The organism is Janthinobacterium psychrotolerans (assembly GCF_001677885.1).
GTDB lineage: Bacteria > Pseudomonadota > Gammaproteobacteria > Burkholderiales > Burkholderiaceae_D > Janthinobacterium > Janthinobacterium psychrotolerans.
In genome coordinates, this window is sequence record NZ_LOCQ01000039.1 from 40,950 (window position 1) to 65,475 (window position 24,526).

The window sequence follows — 24,526 nt, forward strand, 5'->3', positions numbered from 1 at the left end:
GGTAGGTCGGATTAGCGGCAAAGCCGCGTAATCCGACAACACCGCTTACAATTTGATGAAGTGCTCGCGGTAATACTTCAACTCTTCGATCGATTCGAGGATATCGGCCAGCGCCGTGTGTTTCTGGTGCTTCTTGAAACCGGTGGCGATCTCGGGCTTCCAGCGCTTGCACAGTTCTTTCAGGGTCGACACGTCGACGTTGCGATAATGGAAAAACGCTTCCAGCTTCGGCATGCCGCGCACCATGAAGCGGCGGTCCTGGCCGATGGTGTTGCCGCACATCGGCGACTTGCCGGCCGGTACGTATTTTTTCAGGAACGCGATCAGTTCGGCTTCGGCCTGGGCTTCCGTCACGGTCGAGGCCTTGACCTTGTCGATCAGGCCCGAGCGGCCGTGGGTGCCCTTGTTCCAGGCGTCCATCTTGTTCAGCGTTTCGTCGGACTGGTGGATCACGAACACGGGGCCTTCGGCCAGCAGGTTCAGGTGCATGTCGGTGACGACCACGGCCACTTCGATGATGCGGTCGGTGTCGGGCTCCAGGCCGGTCATTTCCATGTCGACCCAGACCAGGTTCATCTCGTTGGGACGGGCCGGCACGGCCGCTGCGGGGGAGGATGTGGGTAAGTCGGTCGCTTGTGACATAATTCTCTCTTGGCCTAATCAACTGAATAATCAGCCATTTTCTCACAGGCACAGAATGTATTCACTCGCGTTTTCGATTTTGTTTGTTTCCATCCTTATTTTGACCCTGCTCGTGCGCTTCTGGCTCGCGTCGCGGCAGATCCGCCATGTGCTGGCCAATCGCGCCCGGGTCCCCGCTGAATTTGCCGAGAAAATTTCGCTGGCGTCGCACCAGAAAGCGGCCGACTACACGGTCGCGAAAACCAAGTTCGGCCTGCTGACCCTGCTGGTCAATTCCGCCGTGCTGGTCGGTTTCACCCTGCTTGGCGGCCTGCAATGGCTGGCGCTGCACCTGCAGGAACTGACCGGGGCGGGCATGGCCTACCAGATCGGCCTGATCGTCGCCTTCGTGGCGATCTCGGGCCTGATCGACCTGCCCTTCGATTACTATCGCCAGTTCGTGCTGGAACAGCGCTACGGCTTCAATACCATGCGCCGCGGCCTGTTTTTCATGGACATGCTCAAAGGGGTGGTTCTGGGCGCGGTGATCGGCCTGCCGCTGTTGTGGGTGGTGCTGGCGCTGATGGCCAGCTCGGGCGAGCTGTGGTGGTTCTACGCCTGGTGCGTATGGAGCGGCTTTCAGCTGCTGATGATGGTGCTGTATCCAACCGTGATCGCGCCGCTGTTCAACAAATTCACGCCGCTGGCCGACGAATCGCTGAAAAACCGCATCGAAGGCCTGATGAGCCGCGTCGGTTTTGCCTCGAAGGGCCTGTTCGTGATGGACGGTTCCAAGCGCAGCGCCCATGGCAACGCGTATTTTTCGGGCTTCGGCGCGAATAAACGCATCGTGTTTTTCGATACCCTGCTGTCGCGCCTGGCGCCGCATGAAATCGAAGCGGTGCTGGCGCACGAGCTGGGCCACTTCAAGCTCAAGCATATCGTCAAGCGCATCGGCATGATGTTCGCCATTTCGCTGGGCTTTCTGGCGCTGCTGGGCTTTTTGAAAACCCAGCCCTGGTTCTACGCGGGCCTGGGCATCGACCCGATGGCGCTGGCGCTGACGGGCCAGCCAACCGACGCCATCGCCCTGCTGCTGTTCATGCTGGCGCTGCCGGTATTTACTTTCCTGCTGGGGCCTTTGAGCTCGCTCAGCTCGCGCAAACATGAATTCGAGGCCGACGCCTTTGCCGCCAAGCATACACAGGCCGACGACCTGGTCTCGGCGCTGGTGAAAATGTACGAAGACAATGCCTCGACCCTGACACCCGACCCGCTGCACTCGGCCTTTTACGATTCGCATCCGCCGGCCAGCGTCCGCATCCGCCACCTGAAAGGGGCCATCACATGAACCTGCCAAACACCTTCGACGCACTGACACAGCACACCTGCGCACCGCTGCAGCACGCCCTGAGCGAAGCCGGCATTGCCGCCCTGCTGCCGCTGCTGCCGGCATGGCACATCGAAAACGGCAAGCTGTGCCGCAGTTATGACTTCAAGAATTACTACCAGACCCTGGCGTTCGTCAACGCCCTCGCTTACATGACCCACACGCAAGACCATCATCCGGAGCTCACCATTACTTACAAAACCTGCGCCGTGCGCTACGACACGCATTCGGTCAACCAGGGCGCCGGCGGCCTGTCGGAAAACGACTTCGTCTGCGCCGCCAAGGCCGATCTCCTGTACGCCGGCCGGCAGGTGGAAAAATGAGCGAGGCCAAGGCAGTCGCCAAATTGACCGGCGTGATCATCGCCGCCCACGGCCGCCACTACCTGGCCGAGGCCGATGGCGCCAAGCTGCAGTGCGTGACGCGCGGCAAGAAAACCAATGTGGCCGTCGGCGATATCGTGCACCTGACGCGCACCTCGAACGACCAGGCCGTGATCGACCGCATCGAAGAGCGCGAAACCTTGCTGTACCGCTCGGACCAGTACAAATCGAAACTGCTGGCCGCCAACCTGACCCAGCTGTTCATCGTGGTGGCAACCGAGCCCGGCTTTGCCGACGACCTGATCTCGCGCTCGCTGGTGGCGGCCGACGCGGCCGGCATCGAGGCGCGCATCATCCTCAATAAAACCGACGTGACGGCCTCGCTGGAGCGCGCGCGCGAACGCCTGCTGCCGTATTCGTCGATGGGCTATCCGGTCGACGAGGTGTCGGCCCGCGCGGCGCCCGAACACGCCGTGGCGACCCTGGCGCCGCTGCTGGCCGGCCAGTCGTCGATTTTGATCGGCCAGTCGGGCATGGGCAAGTCCTCGCTGATCAACCTCTTGGTGCCGGACGCCGATATCGCCGTGCGCGAAATCTCGGCCGCGCTCGACACCGGCAAGCACACCACCACCTTTACCCGCCTGTACTCGCTGCCGGCACTGGGCGAACGCAGTTCCATCATCGACTCGCCCGGTTTCCAGGAGTTCGGCCTGTATCATTTGAGCGAAGGCATGCTGGAACGGGCCTTCCGCGAATTCCAGCCCTATCTGGGCGGCTGCAAGTTCTACAACTGCCGCCACCTGATCGAGCCGCAATGCGCCATCCTGCAAGCGGTGGCCGACGGCAAGATCGCCAAAATGCGCCATACCCTGTATGGCCAGCTGTTACATGAATCGGCGCAGACGCTGTATTGATGCTGCGTGCAAGCCACCTTCGATAGTCAAATTTAATCAAAAATGCGACCTCTTCGGCAAAATTTAATTTCGCCGTAGAGTCTGGCGCCCACATTTACTTCCAAAACCGCTCACCCCCTGTTTTTCACACTTCATCGCGGCTATCCGGCATTTCGTCGCCCGGAACTGGCTTTCACGTATCGCGCTTGCTACCTTGTCACTGTCCCTGCCAGCAACCTGCCGGCGACACTCTGGTCCAACTCCAACCCGCATTCTCGATACAAGGTGAAATCATGCCCACAATTTTCTCGCGCACCCTCGCCCTCGGTGCCGTTGCCGCAGCCCTCGCATTGCCGTCCTTCGGCGCCAGCGCGCTGGAACTGGGAGAGCAGGACACCGTCAAGGTCTCGTCCGGCAAATTCTACAAGCTGGCGCCGCAGGAATTCCAGCAATACGGCAAAAGCTATTTGCTCGACACGGGCGAAACCCTGGCGCTGCGCCAGCAGGTCAACCGCTATTTCACGCAAATCAAGGGCCAGCCCGAAGTGGAACTGTACGGCCGCGCGCCGGGCGTGTTCGAAACCGCCAGCGGCACGCGCCTGGAATTTCGCGACAATGCCGACGTGATCGCCATCACCGGCCTGCAGCAGTTGCCGGGCGCCGTCGCCAGCCGTGGCGAGCAGCGCGACACCGTGCACTACGCCGCGCGCTGATGCCGCATTGAAGCAACCGGCGGCATGGCGGCGTCTGCCGCCCGGATTTTCTGTCGCCGCCACCAAACAGCGCCTCCGAATGCAGCTTACAATGCCACCGTAACCCATGGTGGAGGTTTTTGGATGGACATGTTCGCGCTCGATACGGACCTGGCGCAGTGGGAAAGCGCCCTGCCTGCCCTGCATGGCGCGGCGCGCCTGCCGGTCTTGCTGCCGCTATGCTGGCATTTGCGCCAGCGCGACGGCGAGCGCGCCCTGCGCCTGGCCGAAGAAGCGCGCCAGTTGCTGCCCCAAGCGCCATTGTCGCCGGCGCAGCAGCTGCTGCACCTGGCCCGCTTGCAGCTGGTCAAAGCCGAAGTGCAATGGCTGCATGGCGCGCTCGATGAAGCAGAAACCCTGGCCCAGGCCGCGCAGGCCGTGCTGTGCGCGCATGGCGATGGCGGCGCCTGCTTTGATGCGCACTGGCTGCAAGCGTCGATCGCGGTCGACCGCGGCGACCATGCGCACTGCACTGCGCAGTTGCAGGCGGCAAAGCGGCAAGCCGGCAGTGCCGGCGATACGACCCGCGCCAGCCTGGCCGATGCGGCGATGGCGCGCTGGGCCGTGCTGCGCGACGCGCCGGCCGCGCAAGCGCTGTGGGGAGCGTGCTTCAGCGATGACGGCGCCAACTTGCCGCTGCCGGCGCCGCTGGCGGCCTGGGTTCACGATTTTCGCGGCGGACTGGCCTACGCCTCGCACGACCTCGGTGCGGCCGTGGGCCACTACATGCAGGCGTATGAAGCGGCGCTGGCCAGCGGCCAGCTGCGCCCGGCGATCACGGCCGCCATCAATATCGGCGACTGCTTCGGCAGCCTGAACGACCATCAGTCGGCGCTCGAATGGATGCAGTGCGCGCTGGAGCTGGCGCGCCCGACCAGGTGGCCGCGCAGCATCGGCGCCTGCCAGACGCATACTGCCGAAACCATGCGCAAGCTGGGCCGCCTGGACGCTGCTGGCGAACTGCTGCGCGAAGCGCTGCAGGTGCTCGCGCCCGTGTCGGGCGCGCGCAGCTATGCCAACGCGCTGTTTTACCTGGGCGAACTGAGCCTGGACATCGGCGACTACGACATGGCGCTCGACGCCTTCAGCCGCCTGGCGCAGCGCGCCGAAGCGCTGGACCAGGCCGACTTCCGCTGCAAGGCCCGGCGCGGCAGCGCCCATGCGCTGTCCTACCTGGATCGTCCCGAGGAAGCGCTGCTGGCGGCCGAACGCGCGCTGCAGCTGGCCAGCGCCATCGGCGACGCCGTCAACCAGATGGCGGCGCTGCGCGTGCTGGCCATGCTGCATGCGCGCCACGAACTGCCGGCGCCGTCCGCCATGCAGGAGGCCAATCCGGCGCTGCACTACCTGCACCGCGCGCTGCAAGTGGCGGCCAGCATCGACGGCTATGCGCCACCCGGCGAACTGCTCGACGCGCTGGCGCGCGAATATGCACATGCGGGCGACCACGCGCGCGCCTACGATATCGCCCTGGAGGCGGGCGCCGCGCGCGAGCGCAGCCATACACAGCAGGCCACCAACCGCGCCATTGCCATGCAGGTGCGCCACCAGAGCGAACATGCGCGCTCTCAGGGCGACCATCACCGCGAACTGGCCGCGTCCGAAGCGCGCCGCGCCGAAGTGCTGCAGCAGACCAGCGATACGCTCGAGCGCCTGTCGGCCATCGGCCAGGAAATCACCACCCATCTCGATGCCAGCGCCGTACTCCAGGTGCTCGACCGTCACGTGCATGCTCTGCTGCCGGTCAACACCTTCGCCGTCTACATGCTCGACGCAGCCGGCACGGCGCTGCGCCGCGCGCACGGCATGGAAGCAGGCCTGCCACTACCCGACAACGCGATTCCCCTGTCAAACCCGCGTGCCTATTCGGTGCGCTGCCTGATGAGCCGCAGCGAAGTCCATATCGACGAGATACCGTCCGGGCGCCGCGCCTACATCGTGCCCGGCACCGTGCACAACCAGAGCGCGCTGTATCTGCCTTTGCTGGTGGGCGAGCGCATCCTGGGCGTCATGACGGTGCAAGCCTGTCACGCCCGCGCCTATGGCGAGCGCGAACGGCTGATCTTTCGCACCCTGTGCGCGTATGGGGCCATCGCGCTCGACAACGCCAATGCCTACCGACAACTGCAGGATGCGCAGGCGCAGCTGGTGTCGCAGGAAAAACTGGCGGCGCTGGGCGCGCTGATGGCTGGCGTGGCGCATGAACTGAACACGCCGATCGGCAACAGCCTGCTGATTGCCAGCACCATGCAGCAAAAGACCGACGACGTGGCGCGCCTGATGAACGGCCCCGGCCTGCGCCGCTCGGACCTGGCCGCGTATATCGACGACGCCGGCAAGGCCGCCGAACTGGTGATGCGCGGCCTGCACAGCGCGGCCGACCTGGTCAACAGCTTCAAGCAGGTGGCGGTCGACCGCACCACCGAACAGCGCCGCCCGTTCGACCTGCTGCAGGTGAGCCATGAGATCATCGCCACCGTGATGAACCGCATCCGTAGCTCGGGCCACCGGATCGAAACCGAGATCGCCTTCGGCATCGGCATGGACAGCTATCCCGGGCCGCTGGGCCAGGTGATCACCAACCTGATCAACAACGCCCTGGTGCACGCATTTGGCGAAGCGGGCAGCCAGCCTGACGGCGGCCTGATGCGGCTGCAGGCCTGCGCCGGCGAGACGCGGGTACGCATCGTGTTCGAGGACAATGGCGGCGGCATCGCCGAGCAGCATCTGTCGCGCATCTTCGACCCCTTCTTTACCACCAAACTGGGCCAGGGCGGCAGCGGGCTGGGCTTGTCGATCAGCTACAACATCGTCACGGCCTTGCTGGGTGGCACGATCCAGGTGGCCAGCAGCGGCGCCGGCAGCCGCTTTACGCTCGATCTGCCACTGGTGGCGCCGCAATTCGATGGCGCCACCCCGCCGGCCATCTATTGAAGGCCGGCGGCGCGCGGCGCGCGGCGCGCGGCAAGCGGCGCGCGGCGAGCGTGGCGCGGCCGGTCTTTCCAATCTAAAAGCAAAACCCTTATAATTGAACGGCTGACGTAGCTGCCATTGCATTATTTACAACATGGCAAACCGCACACAGCAGCGCGCCGGGCAAGGCCGCCATCCGTACAGCAGCATCGACACGGAGGCATGCCGGCGGGAAAGGCACGCCGCCGGCGGCCTGCGCATCTTCTAGTGGTCATTTATGTCGACAAAAAAACCGATCAAGCACTACCTCCAGTTCTCCGATTTCACATTGGAAGAGTACGACTATGTGATCGAACGCGCCCACCTGATCAAACGCAAGTTCAAGAACTACGAGATCTACCATCCGCTGATCGACCGCACGCTGGTGATGGTGTTCGAAAAGAACTCCACCCGTACCCGCCTGTCGTTCGAGGCCGGCATGCACCAGCTCGGCGGCGCCGCCATCTATCTCAACACGCGCGATTCGCAACTGGGCCGCGGCGAACCGGTCGAAGACGCCGGCCAGGTGATGAGCCGCATGTGCGACATCATCATGGTGCGCACCTTCGGCCAGGACATCATCGAGCGTTTCGCCGCCAACTCGCGCGTGCCGGTGATCAATGGCCTGACCAATGAACACCATCCCTGCCAGGTGTTTGCCGACATCTTCACCTATATCGAACACCGCGGTTCGATTACCGGCAAGGTCGTCGCCTGGATCGGCGACGCCAACAACATGCTGTACTCCTGGCTGCAGGCGGCCGAAGTGTTCGGCTTCCACGTCAATGTGTCGACCCCAAAAGGCTATGACATCGACCTGGCGCAAGTCAAAACGGAACGCTACACGTTCTTTGACAACCCGTCCGACGCCTGCGAAGGCGCGCACCTGGTCAACACCGACGTGTGGACCAGCATGGGCTACGAAGCGGAAAACGCGGCCCGTATCGCGGCCTTCGACGGCTGGATCGTCGACGGCGCCAAGATGGCGCGCGCCGCGCCCGACGCGCTGTTCATGCACTGCCTGCCCGCCCACCGTGGCGAGGAAGTGGCCGCCGAAGTGATCGACGGCCCGCAATCGGTAGTGTGGGACGAGGCGGAAAACCGCCTGCACGTGCAAAAAGCGCTGATCGAATATCTGTTGCTGGGCAAAATCGCATAACTCGCAGTACCGACACCAACACCTCAACGACAACTGGAAGCATAATGAGCGACATCAAAAAAGTGGTCCTGGCCTATTCCGGCGGACTCGACACCTCCGTCATCCTGAAATGGCTGCAAGACAACTACCAGTGCGAGATCGTCACCTTCACGGCCGACCTGGGCCAGGGCGAAGAGCTGGAACCGGCGCGCGCCAAGGCCATCAAGTTCGGCATCAAGCCGGAAAACATCCATATCGAAGACGTGCGTGAAGAATTCGTGCGCGATTTCGTCTTCCCGATGTTCCGCGCCAATACCGTCTACGAAGGCGAATACCTGCTGGGCACCTCGATTGCCCGTCCATTGATCGCCAAGCGCCTGATCGAAATCGCCAACGCCACCGGCGCCGACGCCATCTCGCACGGCGCCACCGGCAAGGGCAATGACCAGGTCCGTTTCGAGCTGGGCGCCTACGCGCTGAAGCCTGGCGTGAAGATCATCGCTCCATGGCGCGAATGGGACCTGCTGTCGCGCGAGAAACTGCTGAAATACGCGGAAGACGCCGGCATCGAGATCGACATGAAGCACAAGAACGGCGGTGCGCCGTACTCGATGGACGCCAACCTGCTGCACATCAGCTTTGAAGGCCGCCACCTGGAAAACCCGAGCGCCGAAGCCGAGGAAACCATGTGGCGCTGGACCGTCAGCCCGGAAAACGCGCCGGACGAAGCCGAATACCTGGACATCGAATACGAGCACGGCGACATCGTCGCCATCAACGGCGTGCGCATGTCGCCGGCCACCGTGCTGGCCGAACTGAACAAGGTTGGCGGCAAGCATGGCGTCGGACGCCTGGACCTGGTGGAAAACCGCTATGTCGGCATGAAATCGCGCGGCTGCTATGAAACCCCCGGCGGCACCATCATGTTGAAAGCCCACCGCGCCATCGAATCGATCACCCTGGACCGCGAAGTGGCCCACTTGAAAGACGACCTGATGCCGCGCTATGCATCGATGATTTACAACGGCTACTGGTGGGCGCCCGAACGCGTCGCGCTGCAGACCCTGATCGATCATACGCAGCAGACCGTCAACGGCTGGGTACGCATCAAGCTGTACAAGGGCAATGTGATCGTCGTCTCGCGTGATTCGAAAACCGATTCGCTGTTCGACATGAACATCGCCACCTTCGACGAAGACGGCGGCGCCTACAACCAGGCCGACGCCGGCGGCTTCATCAAGCTGAACGCCTTGCGCATGCGCATCGCGGCCATCGCGCGTGAAAAACGCGGCCAAAAATAAGCGCCAGCTTATGCCGCACAAACCGCCTTCGGGCGGTTTTTTTGTATCTGGATTGCACACAGCAGTCCATTCCTGGCCCTTGCCAGCCCGTGGCGGGAGCAGAATGCCCCATTGTGCGCGCCCGCATGGCAAAATGCTGGAATGCAATGAAGTGCTGAACCCTTATCGATCTGGAGCCCCCATGTTCAACGACCTGAGCATCAAGAATAAACTGTACCTGGGCTTCGGCTCCATCGTGGCGATCATTTTGATCCTGCTGGCCGTGGCCTACAACAGTTTTTCACGCCTGTCCGAAGCGAACCAGTGGGACCGCCACACGATGGAAGTGCTCAGCGAAATTGGCAAGATCCACAATTCCATCCTGCAGATCCAGGTCGAGGCGCGTGGCTACATTTTGACCGGCAACGAAGCGTCGCTGAACCCGGAAACCGACGAAATGGCCGTGCTGACCCAGCACACGCAAAAAGCCATCGCCATGACGGTCGACAACAAGCAACAATCGGAACGTTTTCGCAAGATTGATCAACTGACCACCACCTGGGTCAAGGACTGGATCAATCCGCAAATCGACAAACGCCGCGCGCTGGGCAATGCGCCGGGCGCCACCGAAACCGTGGCGCGCAGCTTGCCGCAGAATGGCTATCCGGCCATCGTGCAGGCCAACAAACTGCTCGACGAGGCGGCCGCCGAGGAAACCCGCCTGCTGGCCGAACGCACGGCCACCTCGCTCCAGCTGCAGGACACCATGATGCTGACCCTGGCGCTGGGTGGCCTGCTGTGCATCGTGCTGGCGCTGGGCATCTCCTATGTGCTGGGCAAGTCCATCCTGGGTCCGCTGAACAACCTGACCGACGCGGTCGGGCGCATCGCCGGCGGCGAGCAGAGCGCGCGCGCCGTGATCCTGTCGCGCGACGAACTGGGCAAGGTGACGGAAGAATTCAACCGCATGGCGCAGACCATCCAGGACAACCAGGCCAATGAACTGGCGGCCACCAACAGCTTGCGCGCCAAGGTCGACTCCTTGCTGGAAGTGGTGTCGAAAGCGGCCTCGGGCGACCTGACGGGCAAGGTCAGCATCACCGGTAGCGACGCCATCGGCCAGTTGGGCAATGGCCTGGCAAAGATGTTCGAAAACCTGCGCAGTCTGCTCAACAATGTGCAAAAGGCCGGCATCCAGGTGACCACTTCGGCCACCGAGATCGCCGCCTCGGCGCGCCAGCAGGAAGCGACCGGCATCGAGCAGGCGCAGACCAGCGTGGAAATTCTCAGCACCACCAAGGAAATCTCGGCCAATACCAGCCAGCTCCTGAAAACCATGGAAGACGCGACCGCCGTGGCCGACTACACGACCAATGCCACGGCCGATGCCCAGAACAACCTCAAGCGCATGGACTCGACCATGCAGCACATGGTCTCGGCCACCGACTCGATCAATGCCAAGCTGGCGGCCCTGTCCGAAAAAGCCAGCAATATCAATAGCGTACTGATCACCATCACCAAGGTGGCCGACCAGACCAATATCCTGTCGCTGAACGCCGCCATCGAGGCCGAAAAAGCCGGCGAAGCGGGCCGCGGTTTCTCGGTGGTGGCCACCGAGATTCGCCGCCTGGCCGACCAGACCTCGGTGTCGACCTGGGATATCGAGCAGATGCTCAAGGAAATGCAGTCGGCCGTGTCGGCCAGCGTGATGGGCATGGACAAGTTCTCGGAAGAGATCCGCCGCAGCGTGGGCGAAGTGCGCCAGGTCACCGACCAGCTCTCTGGCGTGATGGACCAGGTGCAGAAGCTGGCGCCGCAATTTGACGCCGTGCAGCAGGGCATGCAGTCGCAGGCGATCGGCGCCTCGCAGATTTGATTGACCGCTACGGCCTGCGCCTGGCGGCCATCGTGCGCGTGCTGCCGCTGCTGGAACTGAAGCACCTGCCGCTCGTGCCCGACTACGTGGCCGGGCTGATGGACCTGCATGGCGCGTCCGTCCCCGTGATCGACCTGGCGCGCCTGGCCGGCCTGGCGCCGGCGGCGGCGCAATTCGACACGCGCATCGTCGTCGTCGACTACCGCGCGCCCGATGGCAGCGAGCATGCGCTGGGGCTGATGGCCTCGCGCGTGCGCGGCATTGCCGACATCAAGCCAGAACAGCTGGGCCACGCCGGCGTGGCCAGCGCGCCCTTCCTGGGCCAGGTGGCCAGCGACACGGAGGGCATGCTGCAGCTGGTCGAACTCGAGCACTTGCTCACGGCCGAGGTGCGTGCGCTGCTGTTCCAGCACGGGAGCCGGACATGACGGCGCAGGCGCTGCTGCGCCGCGCCACCGGACTGACGGTGTCCAAATCGATGGCCGAGCGGGCCGTGCGCCAGCGCATGGAGCACACGGGCCAGGACAACAGCGACGCTTACCTGGCCGGCATCACCGCCGAGGAAATGACGCAGCTGGTGGAACTGGTGGTGGTGCCCGAATCGTGGCTGTTCCGCGATCCGCAGGCGTTTTACGCCACCGTCGAACTGGTGCAGGAACGCTGGTCGCGCGGCAGGACCACGCGCATCGCCTCGATCCCGTGCGCCGGCGGCGAAGAACCGTATTCGATGGCGATGGCGCTGCGCGACGCCGGCGTGCCGCGCGCCGCCTTCAGCATCGACGCCTACGACCTGAGCCCGGCCTGCATCGCGCGCGCGCAAGCCGGCGTGTATGGCCGCAACGCCTTTCGCGCCCAGGACGTGGCTTTTCGCGAGCGCTATTTCACGCACGTGGCCGATGACTCCTACCGCATCCTTGACGCGCTGCGCGCGCAAGTGACGTTCAAACAAGGCAACCTGCTGCAGTTCGATACCGATGCGCTGGGCAAGCATTACGACGTGATCTTCTGCCGCAACCTGCTGATCTATTTCGACAAGCCCACCACGCGCGCGGCGATCGCCAGGCTGTCGGCGCTGCTGGCCGACGACGGCATGCTGCTGGCCGGCTACGCCGAAGTGCCGTCTTTCTGCCAGAACGGTTTTGCGCCGCTGCAGTACCGCCAGGCGTTTGCGCTGAAAAAGGACGACGGCAAGCCAGCCGCCCTCAGCCAGGCGCCGCTGCCGCCGGCGGCGAAAAAGCCGGCGCTGCGCAGCGTGCCCGCCTTGCCGCCGACGACGCCGCCGGCGCCGGCCCGTGCCATGCCTGCGCGCCCGCGCCCGGCGTCCGCCCCGGCGCCTGCCGCCGTACCGGTCACCGATCTGCTGGCCGAAGCGCGCACGCTGGCCGACCGCGGCCTGCTGCGCGAAGCCGGCGACAAATGCCATGCCCATCTGGCGCGCGTGCCCGAGGCGGCCGAGGCGTATTACCTGCTGGGCCTGATCAACGAACTGGCCGGCAAGATGGACCTGGCCGACGATTACTGGCGCCGCTGCATCTATCTGCAGCCCGACCATTACGAGGCGCTGTGCCACCTGGCGCTGCTGGCCGAGCGCAATGGCAACCAGACGGCCGCGTCCACGCTCAAGTCGCGTGCGGCGCGCATCTACCAGCGCCGCCAGGCCAGCGCGGGCCACTAACATGCGGAAAACACGACCATGACCAGCCCTTCCGTGATTGACTTACACGACGCCATCAGCGACTGCTGGAACCAGATCGGCGTGGTCGGCGACCAGAGCTGCGACAAGCTGCCGGCCAATATCCACTGCCGCAACTGCGACGTATATGCCAACGCCGCCCAGCGCAACCTGCAGCGTCCGGTCGACGCGCAGTACCGCCAGGACTGGGCCAGCCATTTCCGCGCGCGCCAGGATGGCGGCGACGCGAAGGACCATTCGGTGCTGGTGTTTCGCATCGGCCGCGAATGGCTGGCGCTGCCGACCAAAGTCTTCGATTCCGTCGCGCCGCAAGCCACGCCGCACGTGCTGCCGCACCGCAGCGGGCGCGGCTTGCTCGGCATCGTCAATATCGGCGGCAAGCTCTATCCCTGCATGTCGCTGGCCAGCCTCTTGGGCATCGACGAACACGACGCGCCGCCGGCCAAAGGCCGCCACACGTTTGCGCGATTGCTGCTGATGCGCTGGGAAGAGCAATCGTTTGCCCTGCCGGTGGCCGACCTGCACGGCATCGTGCGCTACGCGGGCAGCGCCCTGCAAACCCCGGCGGCCACCATCAACAAGGGGCTGTCGCGCTTTTTGTCCGGTGTGATCACCGAAAACGACCTGCGCATCGGCTGCCTGGATACGGCGCTGATCGGCTTTCAACTTGCGAGACTATTACGATGAGCCAGGACCAGCACGGCGACCTGAGCGCCTTTTCCATGCTGGACCTGTTCCGCATGGAGGCGGACAGCCAGACCCACATCCTCACCGATGGCCTGTTGACCATGGAACGCCACGCGGGCGACGCCGCCGCCGTGGAATCGATGATGCGCGCGGCCCATTCGATCAAGGGCGCCGCCGCCATCGTCGGCCTGCAGGTCGTGGTGCAACTGGCGCACGGCATGGAGGACAGCTTTGTCGCCGCCCAGCATGGCCGATTGAAGCTCACGCCGGAGCGCGTCGACGTGCTGCTGTCGGGGGTGGACCTGATCGTGCAGCTGTCGCGGCTCGACGATGCGGGCGCCGAGGCCTGGCAGGCCGCCAACGCCACGCAGATCGACCAGACTCTCAAGGCGATTGCCGGCATCGCCGAGCTGCCGGCCCTGCCGCCACTGCCTTCGCCGCCCTCCAGGATGCCGGCACCGGCGGCGCCGGCGCCGGCACTGTCCGGCCTGCCCGACGATATCCAGGCCGCGCTGGCCGGCGAGATGGCGGCGCTGCTCGGCGCACCGCCTTCGCTGCCCTCGTCGCCTGACGCTGCGGTGGCAGCACCGCCGCTCGCGCCGCGTAGCGGCAGCCCGGCGCCGGCCAAGGCGGCGGCGCAGAACTTCGACCGCCTGCTGTCGCTGGCCAGCGAATCGCGCATCAATGCGCACCAGATGCATCCGTTTGTCGGCGCGCTGCAGCGCTTCAAGCGCAACCAGAGCAGCCTGTTTTCGGCCATCGAGCAGCTGCACGAGGCGATCGCGCGTTCGAGCGACGCCGGGCTGATCGAAAAATCCTTGCTGGCGCTGCAAAAGACCCAGCCGCTCAAGCAGTTCGTGCTCGAGCACATCGCCGATATCGAAACCTATGAGCGGCGCCTGCTGGCCAATTCGCAAGGCATGGTCGACGAGGTGCTGGCGCTGCGCATGCGTCCGTTCCGCGACGGCATCCACGCGTTTCCGCGCATGGTGCGCGACCTGGCGCGCGGCCTGGGCAAGGAAGTGCAACTCGAGATTGACGGCGAAGAGACCCTGGTCGACCGCGATATCCTGGCCAGGATCGAAAGCCCGCTCAACCACATGCTGCGCAACGCCATCGACCATGGCATGGAAGGGCCGTACGAACGCATCGATGCGGGCAAACCGGCGCTGGGCACCATCCGCATGGAAGCGCGCCACCGCGCCGGCATGCTCAGCATCGAGATCAGCGACGACGGGCGCGGCGTCGACCTGGAAAAAATCCGCCAGTCCGTGATCACCCGCAAGATGGCCAGCCCGGCGATGGCGGCGGCGCTGTCGACCGGCGAACTGCTGGAATTCCTGTTCCTGCCGGCCTTCAGTCTGAAAGAGAAGGCCAATGAATTGTCGGGCCGCGGCGTGGGCCTGGACATCGTGCATGAAACCATCCGCCAGCAAAACGGCACGGTGCGCCTGGAGTCGGAACCGGGGCGCGGCTTTCGCGCCCTGATCACCCTGCCGCTGACGCAATCGATCGTGCGCGCGCTGGTGATCGACATCCAGGGTGAAGCGTATGCGATTCCCATCGTCAAGGTGGAAAGCGTGGTGCGGGTGCCGCAGGAAGCCATCCACACGCTGGAAAACAAGCAGTTTTTCGAGCTCAAGGGCGAGCACCTGGGGCTGGTGTCGGCCGCGCAGGTGCTTGAACTGGGCGAAGCCGACACCAGCGGCGAGGACCTGCCGGTGGTGGTGATCGGGCGCGGCAAGCAAAGCTATGCGCTGGTGGTCGGTGCGATCCGCGGCGAACAAAGCCTGGCGGTGCAGGCGATCGACCCGATCTTCGGCAAGATGCGCGACATTTCCGCCGCCGCCCTGCTCGATGATGGCGAGCCGGTGCTGATCCTCGACGTGCCCGACCTGCTGCTGTCGATCGACAAGCTGCTGCACGAAGGCGGCCTGCACCAGCTGGCCCAGGGCGGCCCGGCGCAGCAGCGGCGCGCCAAGCGCATCCTGGTGGTCGACGATTCGCTGACGGTGCGCGAAATGGAGCGCAAGCTGCTGCTCGGGCGCGGCTTCGCGGTCGATGTGGCAATCGACGGCATCGACGGCTGGAACATGGTGCGCAGCGGAGAGTACGACCTGGTGATCACCGATGTCGACATGCCGCGCATGGACGGCATCGAACTGGTCTCGCTGGTCAAGAAGGATCTGCACCTGCACAAGCTGCCGGTGATGATCGTGTCGTACAAGGACCGCCCGGAAGACCGCGCACGCGGCCTGTCCGCCGGCGCCGATTATTACCTGACCAAGGGCAGCTTCCACGACGAGACCCTGCTCGACGCCGTGGCCGACCTGATCGGAGACGCCCGCTTATGAAATCGACCATATGAAAATAGCCATCGTCAACGATGTGGCGATGGCGGCCGAGGCGCTGCGGCGCGTGGTCGCCAGCACGCAGGAACACCAGGTCCTGTGGATCGCCCGCACCGGTCTGGAAGCGGTGCGCATGTGCCTGGACAACCGGCCCGACCTGATCCTGATGGACCTGAACATGCCGGAAATGGACGGCGTGGAAGCGACGCGCCAGATCATGGAGCAAAGCCCGTGCGCCATCCTGGTGGTCACCGGCCGTCCGCAGGATAATGTCAACCATGTGTTTCGCGCGCTGGGCGCCGGCGCGCTCGACGTCACCGCCACCCCTGTGCTGCAGGGCAAGGTGGGCGGCGACAGCGAGTTGCTGGCCAAGATCAAGACCATCGGCAAGCTGATACGCCACAGCGGCGAGACGGCACCGCCGCCACGCCAGAACCCGGTTGGCGAACGCGGTGATGGCCCGGTGCACACCCTGGTGGCAATCGGCGCCTCGACCGGCGGGCCGTCGGCGGTGGCCAGGGTACTGTCGGACTGGACCGCGCCAGCGGGCTGCGCCATCGTGGTGGTGCAGCATATCGATGAAACGTTCGCCTCGCACTTTGCCAAATGGCTCGACGACCAGCTGACCATGCCGGTGCGCGTGATCGGCGAAGGCGACGAGCTGGTGGCCGGCACGGTGCTGATTGCCAAGACCAACGATCACCTGTTGCTGGATCAAAATTATCGTTTGCGTTACGATGCAGCACCGCGCGACTATGTCTACCGTCCTTCGGTCGATGTGTTTTTTCACTGCGTGGCCCAGCATTGGCGTGGCGATGCGGTCGGCGTATTGCTGACCGGCATGGGCCGCGACGGCGGCGACGGCCTGCTGGCCATGCGCCGCGCCGGCAAGACCACCATCGCGCAGGACCAGGCCAGCAGTGCCGTGTACGGCATGCCGCGAGCGGCGGCAGAACTCGATGCGGCGCAGCAGATCCTGCCGCTCGACAAGATAGGCGCGAGCTTGCGCAATCGACTGGGTAGCCGGCTTGGCTGAGCTCCCTTCACCAACCTCTGAAAAGACCGCAATGCCCGAATTTTCCACCCGCTTCCTGCCTCCCGATACCGCCCTGACCGAATTCAAAGTCAGCGTCCTGCTGGTGGACGATCAATTGATCATCGCGGAAGCGATCCGGCGCATGACGAGCGACCAGCTCGATATCGAGTTTCACTACGTTACCGACGCCGAACTGGCGCTGGAGACCGCCGTGCGCATGCAGCCGACCGTGATTTTGCAGGACCTGGTGCTGCCTGGCACCGATGGCTTCGCACTGATCAAGCAATACCGTGAACACGAAGCGCTGGCGCATGTGCCGGTGATCGTGCTGTCGGCCAAGGATGACCCGAAACTGAAGGCCTACAGCTTTGCCGTGGGCGCCAACGATTATGTGGTCAAGCTGCCGGACCGGCTCGAATTGCTGGCGCGCATACGCTACCATTCGAACGCCCATATCAGCCGGCTGCAGCGCGACCAGGCTTTCCGTTTCCTGCGCGAAAGCCAGAAAAACCTGGCCGAAGCCAATATTGAGCTGCAGAAACTGGCGGCCCTCGATGGCCTGACGGGCATCGCCAACCGCCGCCGCTTCGATGAAACCCTGCAAATCGAATGGCAGCGCGGCCAGCGCGACAAAGCGCCGCTGAGCCTGCTATTTTGCGATATCGACCTGTTCAAGTCCTATAACGACCAGTACGGCCACCTGGCGGGCGATTTGTGCCTGAAGAAAGTGGCGGCCGTGCTGACGGAACACCTGAAGCGTCCGGCCGACCTGGCCGCCCGCTACGGCGGCGAGGAATTCGCGCTGGTACTGCCGGAAACCTGTGTCGAAGGCGCGATGAAAATCGCCGAAGCATGCCGGCGCCACCTGGAAAGCCTGCAGATCGAGCATCCGGTGGCAGCACTGGGCATCGTCACGATGTCGATCGGCGTGGCCACCGTCGTCCCGTCGCCGCAATCAACCGTCGAGCAACTGATCAACCATGCCGACCAGGCCCTGTACGCCGTCAAGCGCAGCGGACGCAACGGCGTGCTGAAGGCCGAAGACATCACCACCTGATTTTCAACGCGATTTTTCAACCACCAAGAAGGCAAGCACAAGCATGAGCAACAGCGCACAACTGGACAATGTCAGCGTCGTCAAGAAATCGAACATCTATTTTGATGGCAAGTGCATCTCGCACAATGTCATCTTTCCTGATGGCACCAAGAAAAGCGTGGGCGTGATTTTCGCCTCCTCGCTGCGCTTCAATACGGGCGCGCCGGAAATCATGGAAGTTGTCAGCGGCCTGTGCAAGGTACGCCTGGCCGACGCCAGCGACTGGACCAGCTATGGCGCCGGCCAGCAGTTCAGCATTCAAGGCAACAGCCATTTCGACATCGAAACCATCGAGACCCTGGATTACGTCTGCCATTTCGGCTAATCAAACAAACACCGGCTCCGGCGACAGCAGCACCCCATACCTGGCCTCGACATCCTTCCGGATCGCCTCGGCCAACCCGGTAATATCCGCGCCACGAGCGCCGCCGTTATTGACCAGGACCAGCGCCTGTCTGGGATACACCCCTGCAGGCCCCAGGTTCCTCCCCTTCCAGCCGCACTGATCGATGAGCCAGCCCGCCGCCAGCTTTTCGCTGCCATCGGGCTGCGCATGGTGCACCAGCGCCGGATAGCGTTCCAGCAATTGCGCGCAATATTCTTTTGACACCACGGGATTCTTGAAAAAACTGCCGGCATTGCCGATCACGGCCGGGTCCGGCAACTTGCGGCGGCGGATCGCGATCACCGTATCGGCCACCTGTTGCGCGCTCGGATTTGCCAGTTGCTGCTCGGCTACCGCCTGCGCCAGTTCCGCATAGCGCAAGTTCGGCTGCCACTGCGCCGGCAAGGCGAACGTCACTTCCAGCACGATGAGCTCGGCGCCGTCGGCCTGCTTGAAGATGCTGTCGCGGTAGCCGAAGCGGCAGGCGTCGCGGTCCATGTCGAACACGATGCCGCTGGCGGCGTGCAGTACGCTGACACTGTGTAGCACGTCCTTGATTTCCACGCCATAGGCGCCGATATTCTGGATCGGCGCCGCGCCCACCGTGCCGGGGATCAGCGACAGGTTTTCCAGCCCGCCCACGCCTTGCGCCAGGGTCCACTGCACGAAGGCGTGCCAGTTCTCGCCGGCCGCGGCCGTCACCAAAATGGTGTCGAACGACGCTTGCGCCAGGCGCATGCCGCGCGTCGCCATATGCAGCACGGCGCCGGCAAAGTCGCCGGTCAAAACAATATTGCTGCCGCCGCCGAGGATCAGGCGCGGCATGCCGGCCAAGGCCGGTTCCTGCAGCGCCGCTTGCAACTGGCTGGTGGAGCTGATGCGCACATAGGCGGCGGCCTGGGCCGTAATACCGAAGGTATTGAGTGCTTGCAGCGGATAATTGGGTTCGATGGTGAGCTCTGGAGACATGGGATACCGTTTATTTTGCTCGATTATAGAGTGAAAGCGACAAAAAACCAGCGCAAGACAAGGGCAGGCAGGCCGTTGTCCGTTAAAATGTCGCATCTTTAACAGGGCCGCACCACTTGCAACAGTAGCCGCCCGGCGCGCTCCGCGCGCACCGCTCCAACACGAAAGGACTGACCATGCCGTCATTTGATGTAGTTTCCGAAGCCGATATGATCGAAGTGAAAAATGCGGTCGAACAAGCCAACAAGGAAATCTCGACCCGTTTCGATTTCAAGGGCAGCGACGCGCGCGTCGAACACAAGGAAAATGAACTGACCGCGTTTGCGGATTCCGATTTCCAGCTCAGCCAGGTACGCGACGTGCTGACCAACAAACTGACCAAGCGCAAGGTCGATGTCCGCTTCCTCGACGAAGGCGACATCAAGAAGATCGGCGGCGACAAGGTCAAGCAGATCATCAAGATCAAGAATGGCATCGAGACCGATGATGCCAAGAAAATCGTGCGCGTCATCAAGGATAGCAAGATGAAAGTGCAAGCGAGCATCCAGGGCGAAGCGGTGCGCGTCACGGGCGCCAAGCGCGACGACCTGCAGGCGGCGATGGCCATGCTGCGCAAGGATGTGCCGGACATGCCACTGGAGTTTAACAATTTCCGTGACTAATCTTGGTCTTGCGTAACAGTGGGGTGCCGCACCAAGCCCCTTGCCCGCTTGCGGTAAAATGGGGCTTGCGCACAGTAAAAACGACGGTAGTCTAAGGATAGCAATGAAACGTGTTGATGATTTCCGCCTGCGATTTGGCAAAAAAGAGTATGTGCCCATCATGATCGGCGGAATGGGCGTGGATATTTCCACGTCGGAGCTGGCGCTGGAAGCAGCCCGGCTGAACGGTATCGGCCATATCTCCGATGCCATGGTGGAAGACGTGTCGGACCGCCGTTTCGACACCACCTTCGTCAAGGACAAGACGAAACTGTACAAATTCAACATCAATAACAGCGACAAGGCCGTGGTGCAGTTCGACCTGGGCCGCCTGGCCGAAGCGCAGCGCCGCCACATCGGCGCCACCATGGAAGCGAAAAAAGGCGATGGCCTGATTTTCGTCAACTGCATGGAAAAGCTGACCATGAACGGTCCGCGCGAAACCTTGCGCGTGCGGCTGAACGCGGCGCTCGACGCCGGCATCGACGGCATTACCCTGTCGGCCGGCCTGCACTTCGGCTCGTTCGCGCTGATGGCCGACCACCCGCGCTTCCGTGACGCCAAGCTGGGCATCATCGTCTCGTCGGTGCGCGCGCTGCAGATTTTCCTGCGCAAGAACGCCAAGCTGAACCGCCTGCCCGACTTCGTCATCGTCGAAGGTCCGCTGGCTGGCGGCCACCTCGGTTTCGGCATGGACTGGGCCAATTACGACCTGCACACCATCACCGCCGAATTGCTGGCCTACCTGAAAGCCGAACAGCTCGATATTCCGCTGATCGCCGCCGGCGGCATTTTCACGGGCAGCGACGCCGTGTCCTTCCTGGAAGCGGGCGCGGCCGGTGTGCAAGTGGCCACGCGCTTTACCGTCACCAAGGAATGCGGCCTGCCCGACAAGGTCAAGCAGGAGTATTACAAGGCATCGGAAGAAGACATCATCGTCAATGGCGTCTCGCCGACCGGCTACCCGATGCGCATGCTGAAAAACACGCCGGCGATCGGCGCCGGCATCCGTCCAGGCTGCGAATCGTACGGCTACCTGCTCGACGCCACCGGCAACTGCGCCTACATCAATTCGTACAACCGCGAAGTGGCGGCCCACCCCGAGCTGAAAGTCGTGTCGGTGATGGACAAGACCTGCTTGTGCACGCATATGCGCAACTTCAACTGCTGGACCTGCGGTCATTACACCTACCGTCTGAAGGACACCACGCACAAGCTCGACAATGGCGAATACCAGATTTTATCGGCTGAACATGTGTTCAAGGACTACCAGTTCAGTATCGACAACCAGATCGCCCTGCCGGAAAAAATCGTGCAAGCCTGAATCACCGGGGTTTGAAGCAACAATGGCGCAGCCTGCGAAGGCCGCGCCATTTTTTATGCCGCGATCAAGGCGGCAATCTGTGCGAAACGCGGACGCTGCAATGGCTGTTCCAGCAAGCAAGCACTAACCAACTCGCCAAGCGCTGGCGCAGCGGTATCGCAGCGCGCCAGCAATTCCGCCAGCAGCACGCCAAAGGCGCGCACCTCGATACCCTGCATTACGCCAGCGACAGCCGCATCCGGCGCATATAGCGAAGCACCGCCGAAGTCGCCGAGCAGGCAGCGCCCGTCCGGATGGTGCAGGATATTGTGCGCGTACAGGTCGCCGTGCAAAATGCCGCAGGCATGCAGCTGGCAGGCGGCCGACGCGATGGCATGGGCAATGGCCTGCACTTGGGGCAAAGTGAAGCGCGCGTCCTCTTGATAGACATCGCGCGTGCACGAGGCAAAGCTCGGCGGCCCGGCCAGGTTGATATACGCCGGATCGATCAGCGGCATCACCAGACAAGACGATCCCTGCGGGTGAGCACTTACAGTACCGAGGATGGGTATCATGCTGGCATGCGCACCGGCACTGACGCAGGCCGCCATTTCGCTGCGTGGCAAGCCGTCGCTGGTCATCGCGCCCTTGAATACCTTGACGGCGACCGGACGGCCCTCAAGCGTGGCTTGGGAAATTACGCCCGAGGCGCCCTCGCCCAGTTGCCGACCCAGTTGCAAACGGTTCCAGTCGATCTGCTCGATGCCGGCGGCATCGAACGCGGCCGCCTCGCGTGCTTCATTGAACGGGTTACCGGCGCAGGCGAGCCAGCTCAGGCGTGACAAATCCTGCAGCCACACAGGCAAGGACGGCAAGCGGTTGGCGGAAATACGCAGCAGTTCCAGCCGGCTGCAACGGGCCAGCGAGGCTGGCAGCGATTGCAGGCGGTTGCCTGCGAGCATCAGTTTTTGTAACAGTGCGCAATCGCCGATTTCATCAGGCAAGTTCTCGATGGCATTGTCGGTCAGGGTCAGCCAGCGCAGCTTCGGCGGTAATGCGGCAGCCGGCACTTCGTGGATCTGGTTGGCCTTGAAGCCGATCATGCTCAGCTCAGGACAACTGCCCAGCACGGCCGGCAAAACCGTAAACAGGTTGCTGGAACAGAAGACGATGCGCAGCTTGCGCAGGCGCGGCAAATCATCGGGCAGCGACGACAGGGCGTTGCCCGTCAGGTCGAGGATTTCCAGGCTGTCGGCCAGGTCAAAAATCTCGGGTGGAAAGGAAGTCAGGCCGCAGGACAAGCTCAAACGCTGCGCGCCAGCCAACTGGCCGGCGCGCAACTGTTCCAAAGTGGTGGACAAGGCATGCTTTCAAATCGATAAAATCAAAGTGTAGCAGGCGAGCGTTTTCTGCTCAGCAGTTTTTGCACCCCATCGGCCAGCAAGGCCAGCAACAGCGCACTGATGGCCGTCAGCAGCAAGGCGTGATAATTGCCGCCGCTATGCGAAAACAGCCAGGAATAGCCGTAACCTGCCAGTGCCTGGAACAGGGCAAACACGGTGGTGGCACGGCTCCACGCCGCATTCTGCGCGCCGACGTCATGTCCCAGCAACTGATGCAAGCGGCCCAGCACGATGGGAACAATACCAGGAGGGAAGGTTCCCACCACAAAGGTGGCCAGCATCAGCACCACATGCTGCCGCGACACCATCATCACCGCCAGCGCCACGGCCTGCAGCAACAGCGCCAGGCGGCCGGTCATTGCCGGGCCGATGTGGTCGGCCAGCGCGCCATACAGCATGGGCCCGGCAATCGCTCCGAGCCCATAAATGACCCAGAACACGGCCGCCTCATGCGTGCCCCAGCCCATGCCGCGCGCGATATAGTCGACCAGGAACACCATCATCGGCACCAGGGCCACGGCCATCAGCGCATATTGCACGAACAGGGTATTGAGGGCCAGGGCCGTGCCGGCTGGCGGCGTGGCGCCGTGTTTGGACGGCACGGGTTTGCCGGTCGGCGGCGTGGCCGGCCAGAAGGTCCAGCTGATTATCGCCAGCAACAGCGACAAACTGCCCAGGCCCAGCCAGGCGGCGCGCAGGCCCAGCTGCATCAGCAGCGGCACCAGGCTGCCCGAAGCGGCCACGCCGATGCCGATGCCGACAAAAATCGCCCCGCCCGCCAGGCCGCGGCGTTGTGCCGGCACATGCGGCAACACGGTCGACGCGACCAGCACCATGATGCTGCCGCCTGCCAGGCCCGACAAAAAGCGCCAGACAAAGAACCAGCTGACGGACAAGGGAAAGGCGCAGGCAAAAAAGGCCAGCGAGGCCAGCAGCATCATGGCGCGCAGGATGGCATGGGCGCTGTGGCGCCGCGCCATTGGCCGGCCCAGCAAGGCGCCAGCCAGGTAGCCCAGCAGGTTGGCCGCGCCGAGATAGATCACGTCGTTCACGGAAAACCAGCGCGCTTCGATCAGCGAGGGGATCAGCGGGGTGTAGGCGAAGCGGGCCAGGCCGATGCCGACCAGGCTGGCGCACAGGCCGGCGGCAATCGCGCGCAAGCTGGCGCCGGTATTGTCGGAATCAGGGATGGGGGATGTTGAATTCATGAAAGTCGTTCCTCAGTGTTCATGCTTTTTTCAACGCGGCGCGGGCAACTGGTGGCAAGCGCCTCTGCCACCGCCCTGCGCGATTTTTTTACCTATACCATCAATACCATGTGATGGAGCGGATTGGCTGGTAAAGGTGTTGTTCGCTACCAACCCTTGAGCCTCCGGAGGGCCGGGGTCAGATCCCCTCGCCCTTTAGCTATGCACTCTGCGTTTGCGGCATTGAGGGTCTGACCCCAGCCTTTCCGCCGTTGGTGTGCAAGCATGCAGCAAATCCGCCAGACGAAAAAAAACCCCTCCAGGCGGCAAGATGACATCATGGCATCTTGGCACTGGAGGGGCTTTCTTCTACTGCGAATAACAAGCCTGACGATAACCTACTTTCACACTGGTTGCAGCACTATCATCGGCGCAAAGTTGTTTCACGGTCCTGTTCGGGATGGGAAGGGGTGGGACCAACTTGCTATGG

General features: G+C 63.3%; 21 protein-coding genes and 1 rRNA gene. 17 read left to right on the top strand and 5 right to left on the bottom strand.

Going from position 1 to position 24,526, the window contains the following annotated elements; all coding sequences use genetic code 11:
- Positions 1 to 45 precede the first annotated feature (45 nt).
- Positions 46 to 642 (bottom strand): oligoribonuclease, encoded by a 597-nt coding sequence (gene orn, locus ASR47_RS03115; RefSeq protein ID WP_171898882.1) that lies wholly within the window; start codon positions 640 to 642, stop codon positions 46 to 48.
- 55 nt (positions 643 to 697) lie between these two features.
- On the opposite strand from orn, the gene ASR47_RS03120 reads away from it, so the two are divergent.
- The 15 genes from ASR47_RS03120 (at position 698) to ppnP (ending at position 18,413) form a co-directional block, all read left to right on the top strand.
- Positions 698 to 1,972: a M48 family metallopeptidase gene (locus ASR47_RS03120; protein ID WP_065306306.1), complete on the top strand. Its 1,275-nt coding sequence runs from the start codon at positions 698 to 700 to the stop codon at positions 1,970 to 1,972.
- Positions 1,969 to 2,334, top strand: coding sequence for a 4a-hydroxytetrahydrobiopterin dehydratase (locus ASR47_RS03125; RefSeq protein ID WP_065306307.1), 366 nt, complete (start codon positions 1,969 to 1,971; stop codon positions 2,332 to 2,334). The genes ASR47_RS03120 and ASR47_RS03125 overlap by 4 nt, the downstream gene beginning before the upstream one ends.
- Positions 2,331 to 3,248 (top strand): ribosome small subunit-dependent GTPase A, encoded by a 918-nt coding sequence (gene rsgA, locus ASR47_RS03130; RefSeq protein ID WP_065306308.1) that lies wholly within the window; start codon positions 2,331 to 2,333, stop codon positions 3,246 to 3,248. The genes ASR47_RS03125 and rsgA overlap by 4 nt, the downstream gene beginning before the upstream one ends.
- A gap of 272 nt (positions 3,249 to 3,520) precedes the next feature.
- The gene (locus ASR47_RS03135; protein ID WP_150127667.1) at positions 3,521 to 3,940 is read left to right on the top strand and encodes a hypothetical protein; all 420 of its coding nucleotides are present in this window, start codon (positions 3,521 to 3,523) and stop codon (positions 3,938 to 3,940) included.
- 123 nt (positions 3,941 to 4,063) lie between these two features.
- Positions 4,064 to 6,913 (top strand): ATP-binding protein, encoded by a 2,850-nt coding sequence (locus ASR47_RS03140; RefSeq protein WP_065306310.1) that lies wholly within the window; start codon positions 4,064 to 4,066, stop codon positions 6,911 to 6,913.
- 256 nt (positions 6,914 to 7,169) lie between these two features.
- A complete protein-coding gene (argF, locus tag ASR47_RS03145) occupies positions 7,170 to 8,090 on the top strand; it encodes an ornithine carbamoyltransferase (RefSeq protein ID WP_065306311.1) in 921 nt (306 codons plus the stop codon).
- A gap of 44 nt (positions 8,091 to 8,134) precedes the next feature.
- Positions 8,135 to 9,370 (top strand): argininosuccinate synthase, encoded by a 1,236-nt coding sequence (locus tag ASR47_RS03150; RefSeq protein ID WP_065306312.1) that lies wholly within the window; start codon positions 8,135 to 8,137, stop codon positions 9,368 to 9,370.
- Positions 9,371 to 9,551: 181 nt separating this feature from the next.
- Positions 9,552 to 11,225 carry a methyl-accepting chemotaxis protein gene (locus tag ASR47_RS03155; RefSeq protein WP_082988707.1) on the top strand — a complete coding sequence of 558 codons (1,674 nt, stop codon included), beginning with the start codon at positions 9,552 to 9,554 and terminating at the stop codon, positions 11,223 to 11,225.
- A complete protein-coding gene (locus ASR47_RS03160; protein ID WP_065306313.1) occupies positions 11,222 to 11,653 on the top strand; it encodes a chemotaxis protein CheW in 432 nt (143 codons plus the stop codon). Before ASR47_RS03155 ends, ASR47_RS03160 begins: the two co-directional genes overlap by 4 nt.
- Positions 11,650 to 12,900 (top strand): CheR family methyltransferase, encoded by a 1,251-nt coding sequence (locus tag ASR47_RS03165; protein WP_065306314.1) that lies wholly within the window; start codon positions 11,650 to 11,652, stop codon positions 12,898 to 12,900. Before ASR47_RS03160 ends, ASR47_RS03165 begins: the two co-directional genes overlap by 4 nt.
- 18 nt (positions 12,901 to 12,918) lie before the next feature.
- Positions 12,919 to 13,605 (top strand): chemotaxis protein CheW, encoded by a 687-nt coding sequence (locus ASR47_RS03170; protein ID WP_065306315.1) that lies wholly within the window; start codon positions 12,919 to 12,921, stop codon positions 13,603 to 13,605.
- Positions 13,602 to 15,959 (top strand): hybrid sensor histidine kinase/response regulator, encoded by a 2,358-nt coding sequence (locus ASR47_RS03175; RefSeq protein ID WP_065306316.1) that lies wholly within the window; start codon positions 13,602 to 13,604, stop codon positions 15,957 to 15,959. Before ASR47_RS03170 ends, ASR47_RS03175 begins: the two co-directional genes overlap by 4 nt.
- Positions 15,960 to 15,969: 10 nt before the next feature.
- Complete coding sequence (gene cheB / locus ASR47_RS03180) at positions 15,970 to 16,992, top strand: chemotaxis-specific protein-glutamate methyltransferase CheB (RefSeq protein WP_065306317.1); 1,023 nt, start codon at positions 15,970 to 15,972, stop codon at positions 16,990 to 16,992.
- A 31-nt stretch (positions 16,993 to 17,023) separates the two neighbouring features.
- A complete protein-coding gene (locus tag ASR47_RS03185) occupies positions 17,024 to 18,049 on the top strand; it encodes a GGDEF domain-containing response regulator (RefSeq protein ID WP_065306318.1) in 1,026 nt (341 codons plus the stop codon).
- A gap of 43 nt (positions 18,050 to 18,092) precedes the next feature.
- Positions 18,093 to 18,413 (top strand): pyrimidine/purine nucleoside phosphorylase, encoded by a 321-nt coding sequence (gene ppnP, locus ASR47_RS03190; RefSeq protein ID WP_065306319.1) that lies wholly within the window; start codon positions 18,093 to 18,095, stop codon positions 18,411 to 18,413.
- Here ppnP and murB read toward each other — a convergent pair whose 3' ends face one another.
- On the bottom strand, positions 18,414 to 19,442 hold the full coding sequence (murB, locus tag ASR47_RS03195; RefSeq protein ID WP_065306320.1) for a UDP-N-acetylmuramate dehydrogenase: 1,029 nt from the start codon (positions 19,440 to 19,442) through the stop codon (positions 18,414 to 18,416). It abuts the gene before it with no gap.
- Positions 19,443 to 19,618: 176 nt separating this feature from the next.
- Between murB and ASR47_RS03200 the strand changes: the two genes are divergently transcribed.
- A complete protein-coding gene (locus ASR47_RS03200) occupies positions 19,619 to 20,104 on the top strand; it encodes a YajQ family cyclic di-GMP-binding protein (RefSeq protein WP_065306321.1) in 486 nt (161 codons plus the stop codon).
- A gap of 103 nt (positions 20,105 to 20,207) precedes the next feature.
- Positions 20,208 to 21,467 carry a nitronate monooxygenase gene (locus ASR47_RS03205; RefSeq protein ID WP_065306322.1) on the top strand — a complete coding sequence of 420 codons (1,260 nt, stop codon included), beginning with the start codon at positions 20,208 to 20,210 and terminating at the stop codon, positions 21,465 to 21,467.
- Positions 21,468 to 21,520: 53 nt separating this feature from the next.
- On the opposite strand, the gene ASR47_RS03210 is transcribed toward ASR47_RS03205, so the two are convergent.
- The 3 genes from ASR47_RS03210 to rrf form a co-directional block, all read right to left on the bottom strand.
- Entirely contained in the window at positions 21,521 to 22,807 is a 1,287-nt protein-coding gene (locus tag ASR47_RS03210) for a leucine-rich repeat-containing protein kinase family protein (RefSeq protein ID WP_065306323.1), read from the bottom strand.
- A gap of 23 nt (positions 22,808 to 22,830) precedes the next feature.
- Positions 22,831 to 24,057: a YbfB/YjiJ family MFS transporter gene (locus ASR47_RS03215; RefSeq protein WP_065306324.1), complete on the bottom strand. Its 1,227-nt coding sequence runs from the start codon at positions 24,055 to 24,057 to the stop codon at positions 22,831 to 22,833.
- 364 nt (positions 24,058 to 24,421) lie between these two features.
- A 5S ribosomal RNA gene (rrf, locus tag ASR47_RS03220) occupies positions 24,422 to 24,526 on the bottom strand; the annotation flags it as partial.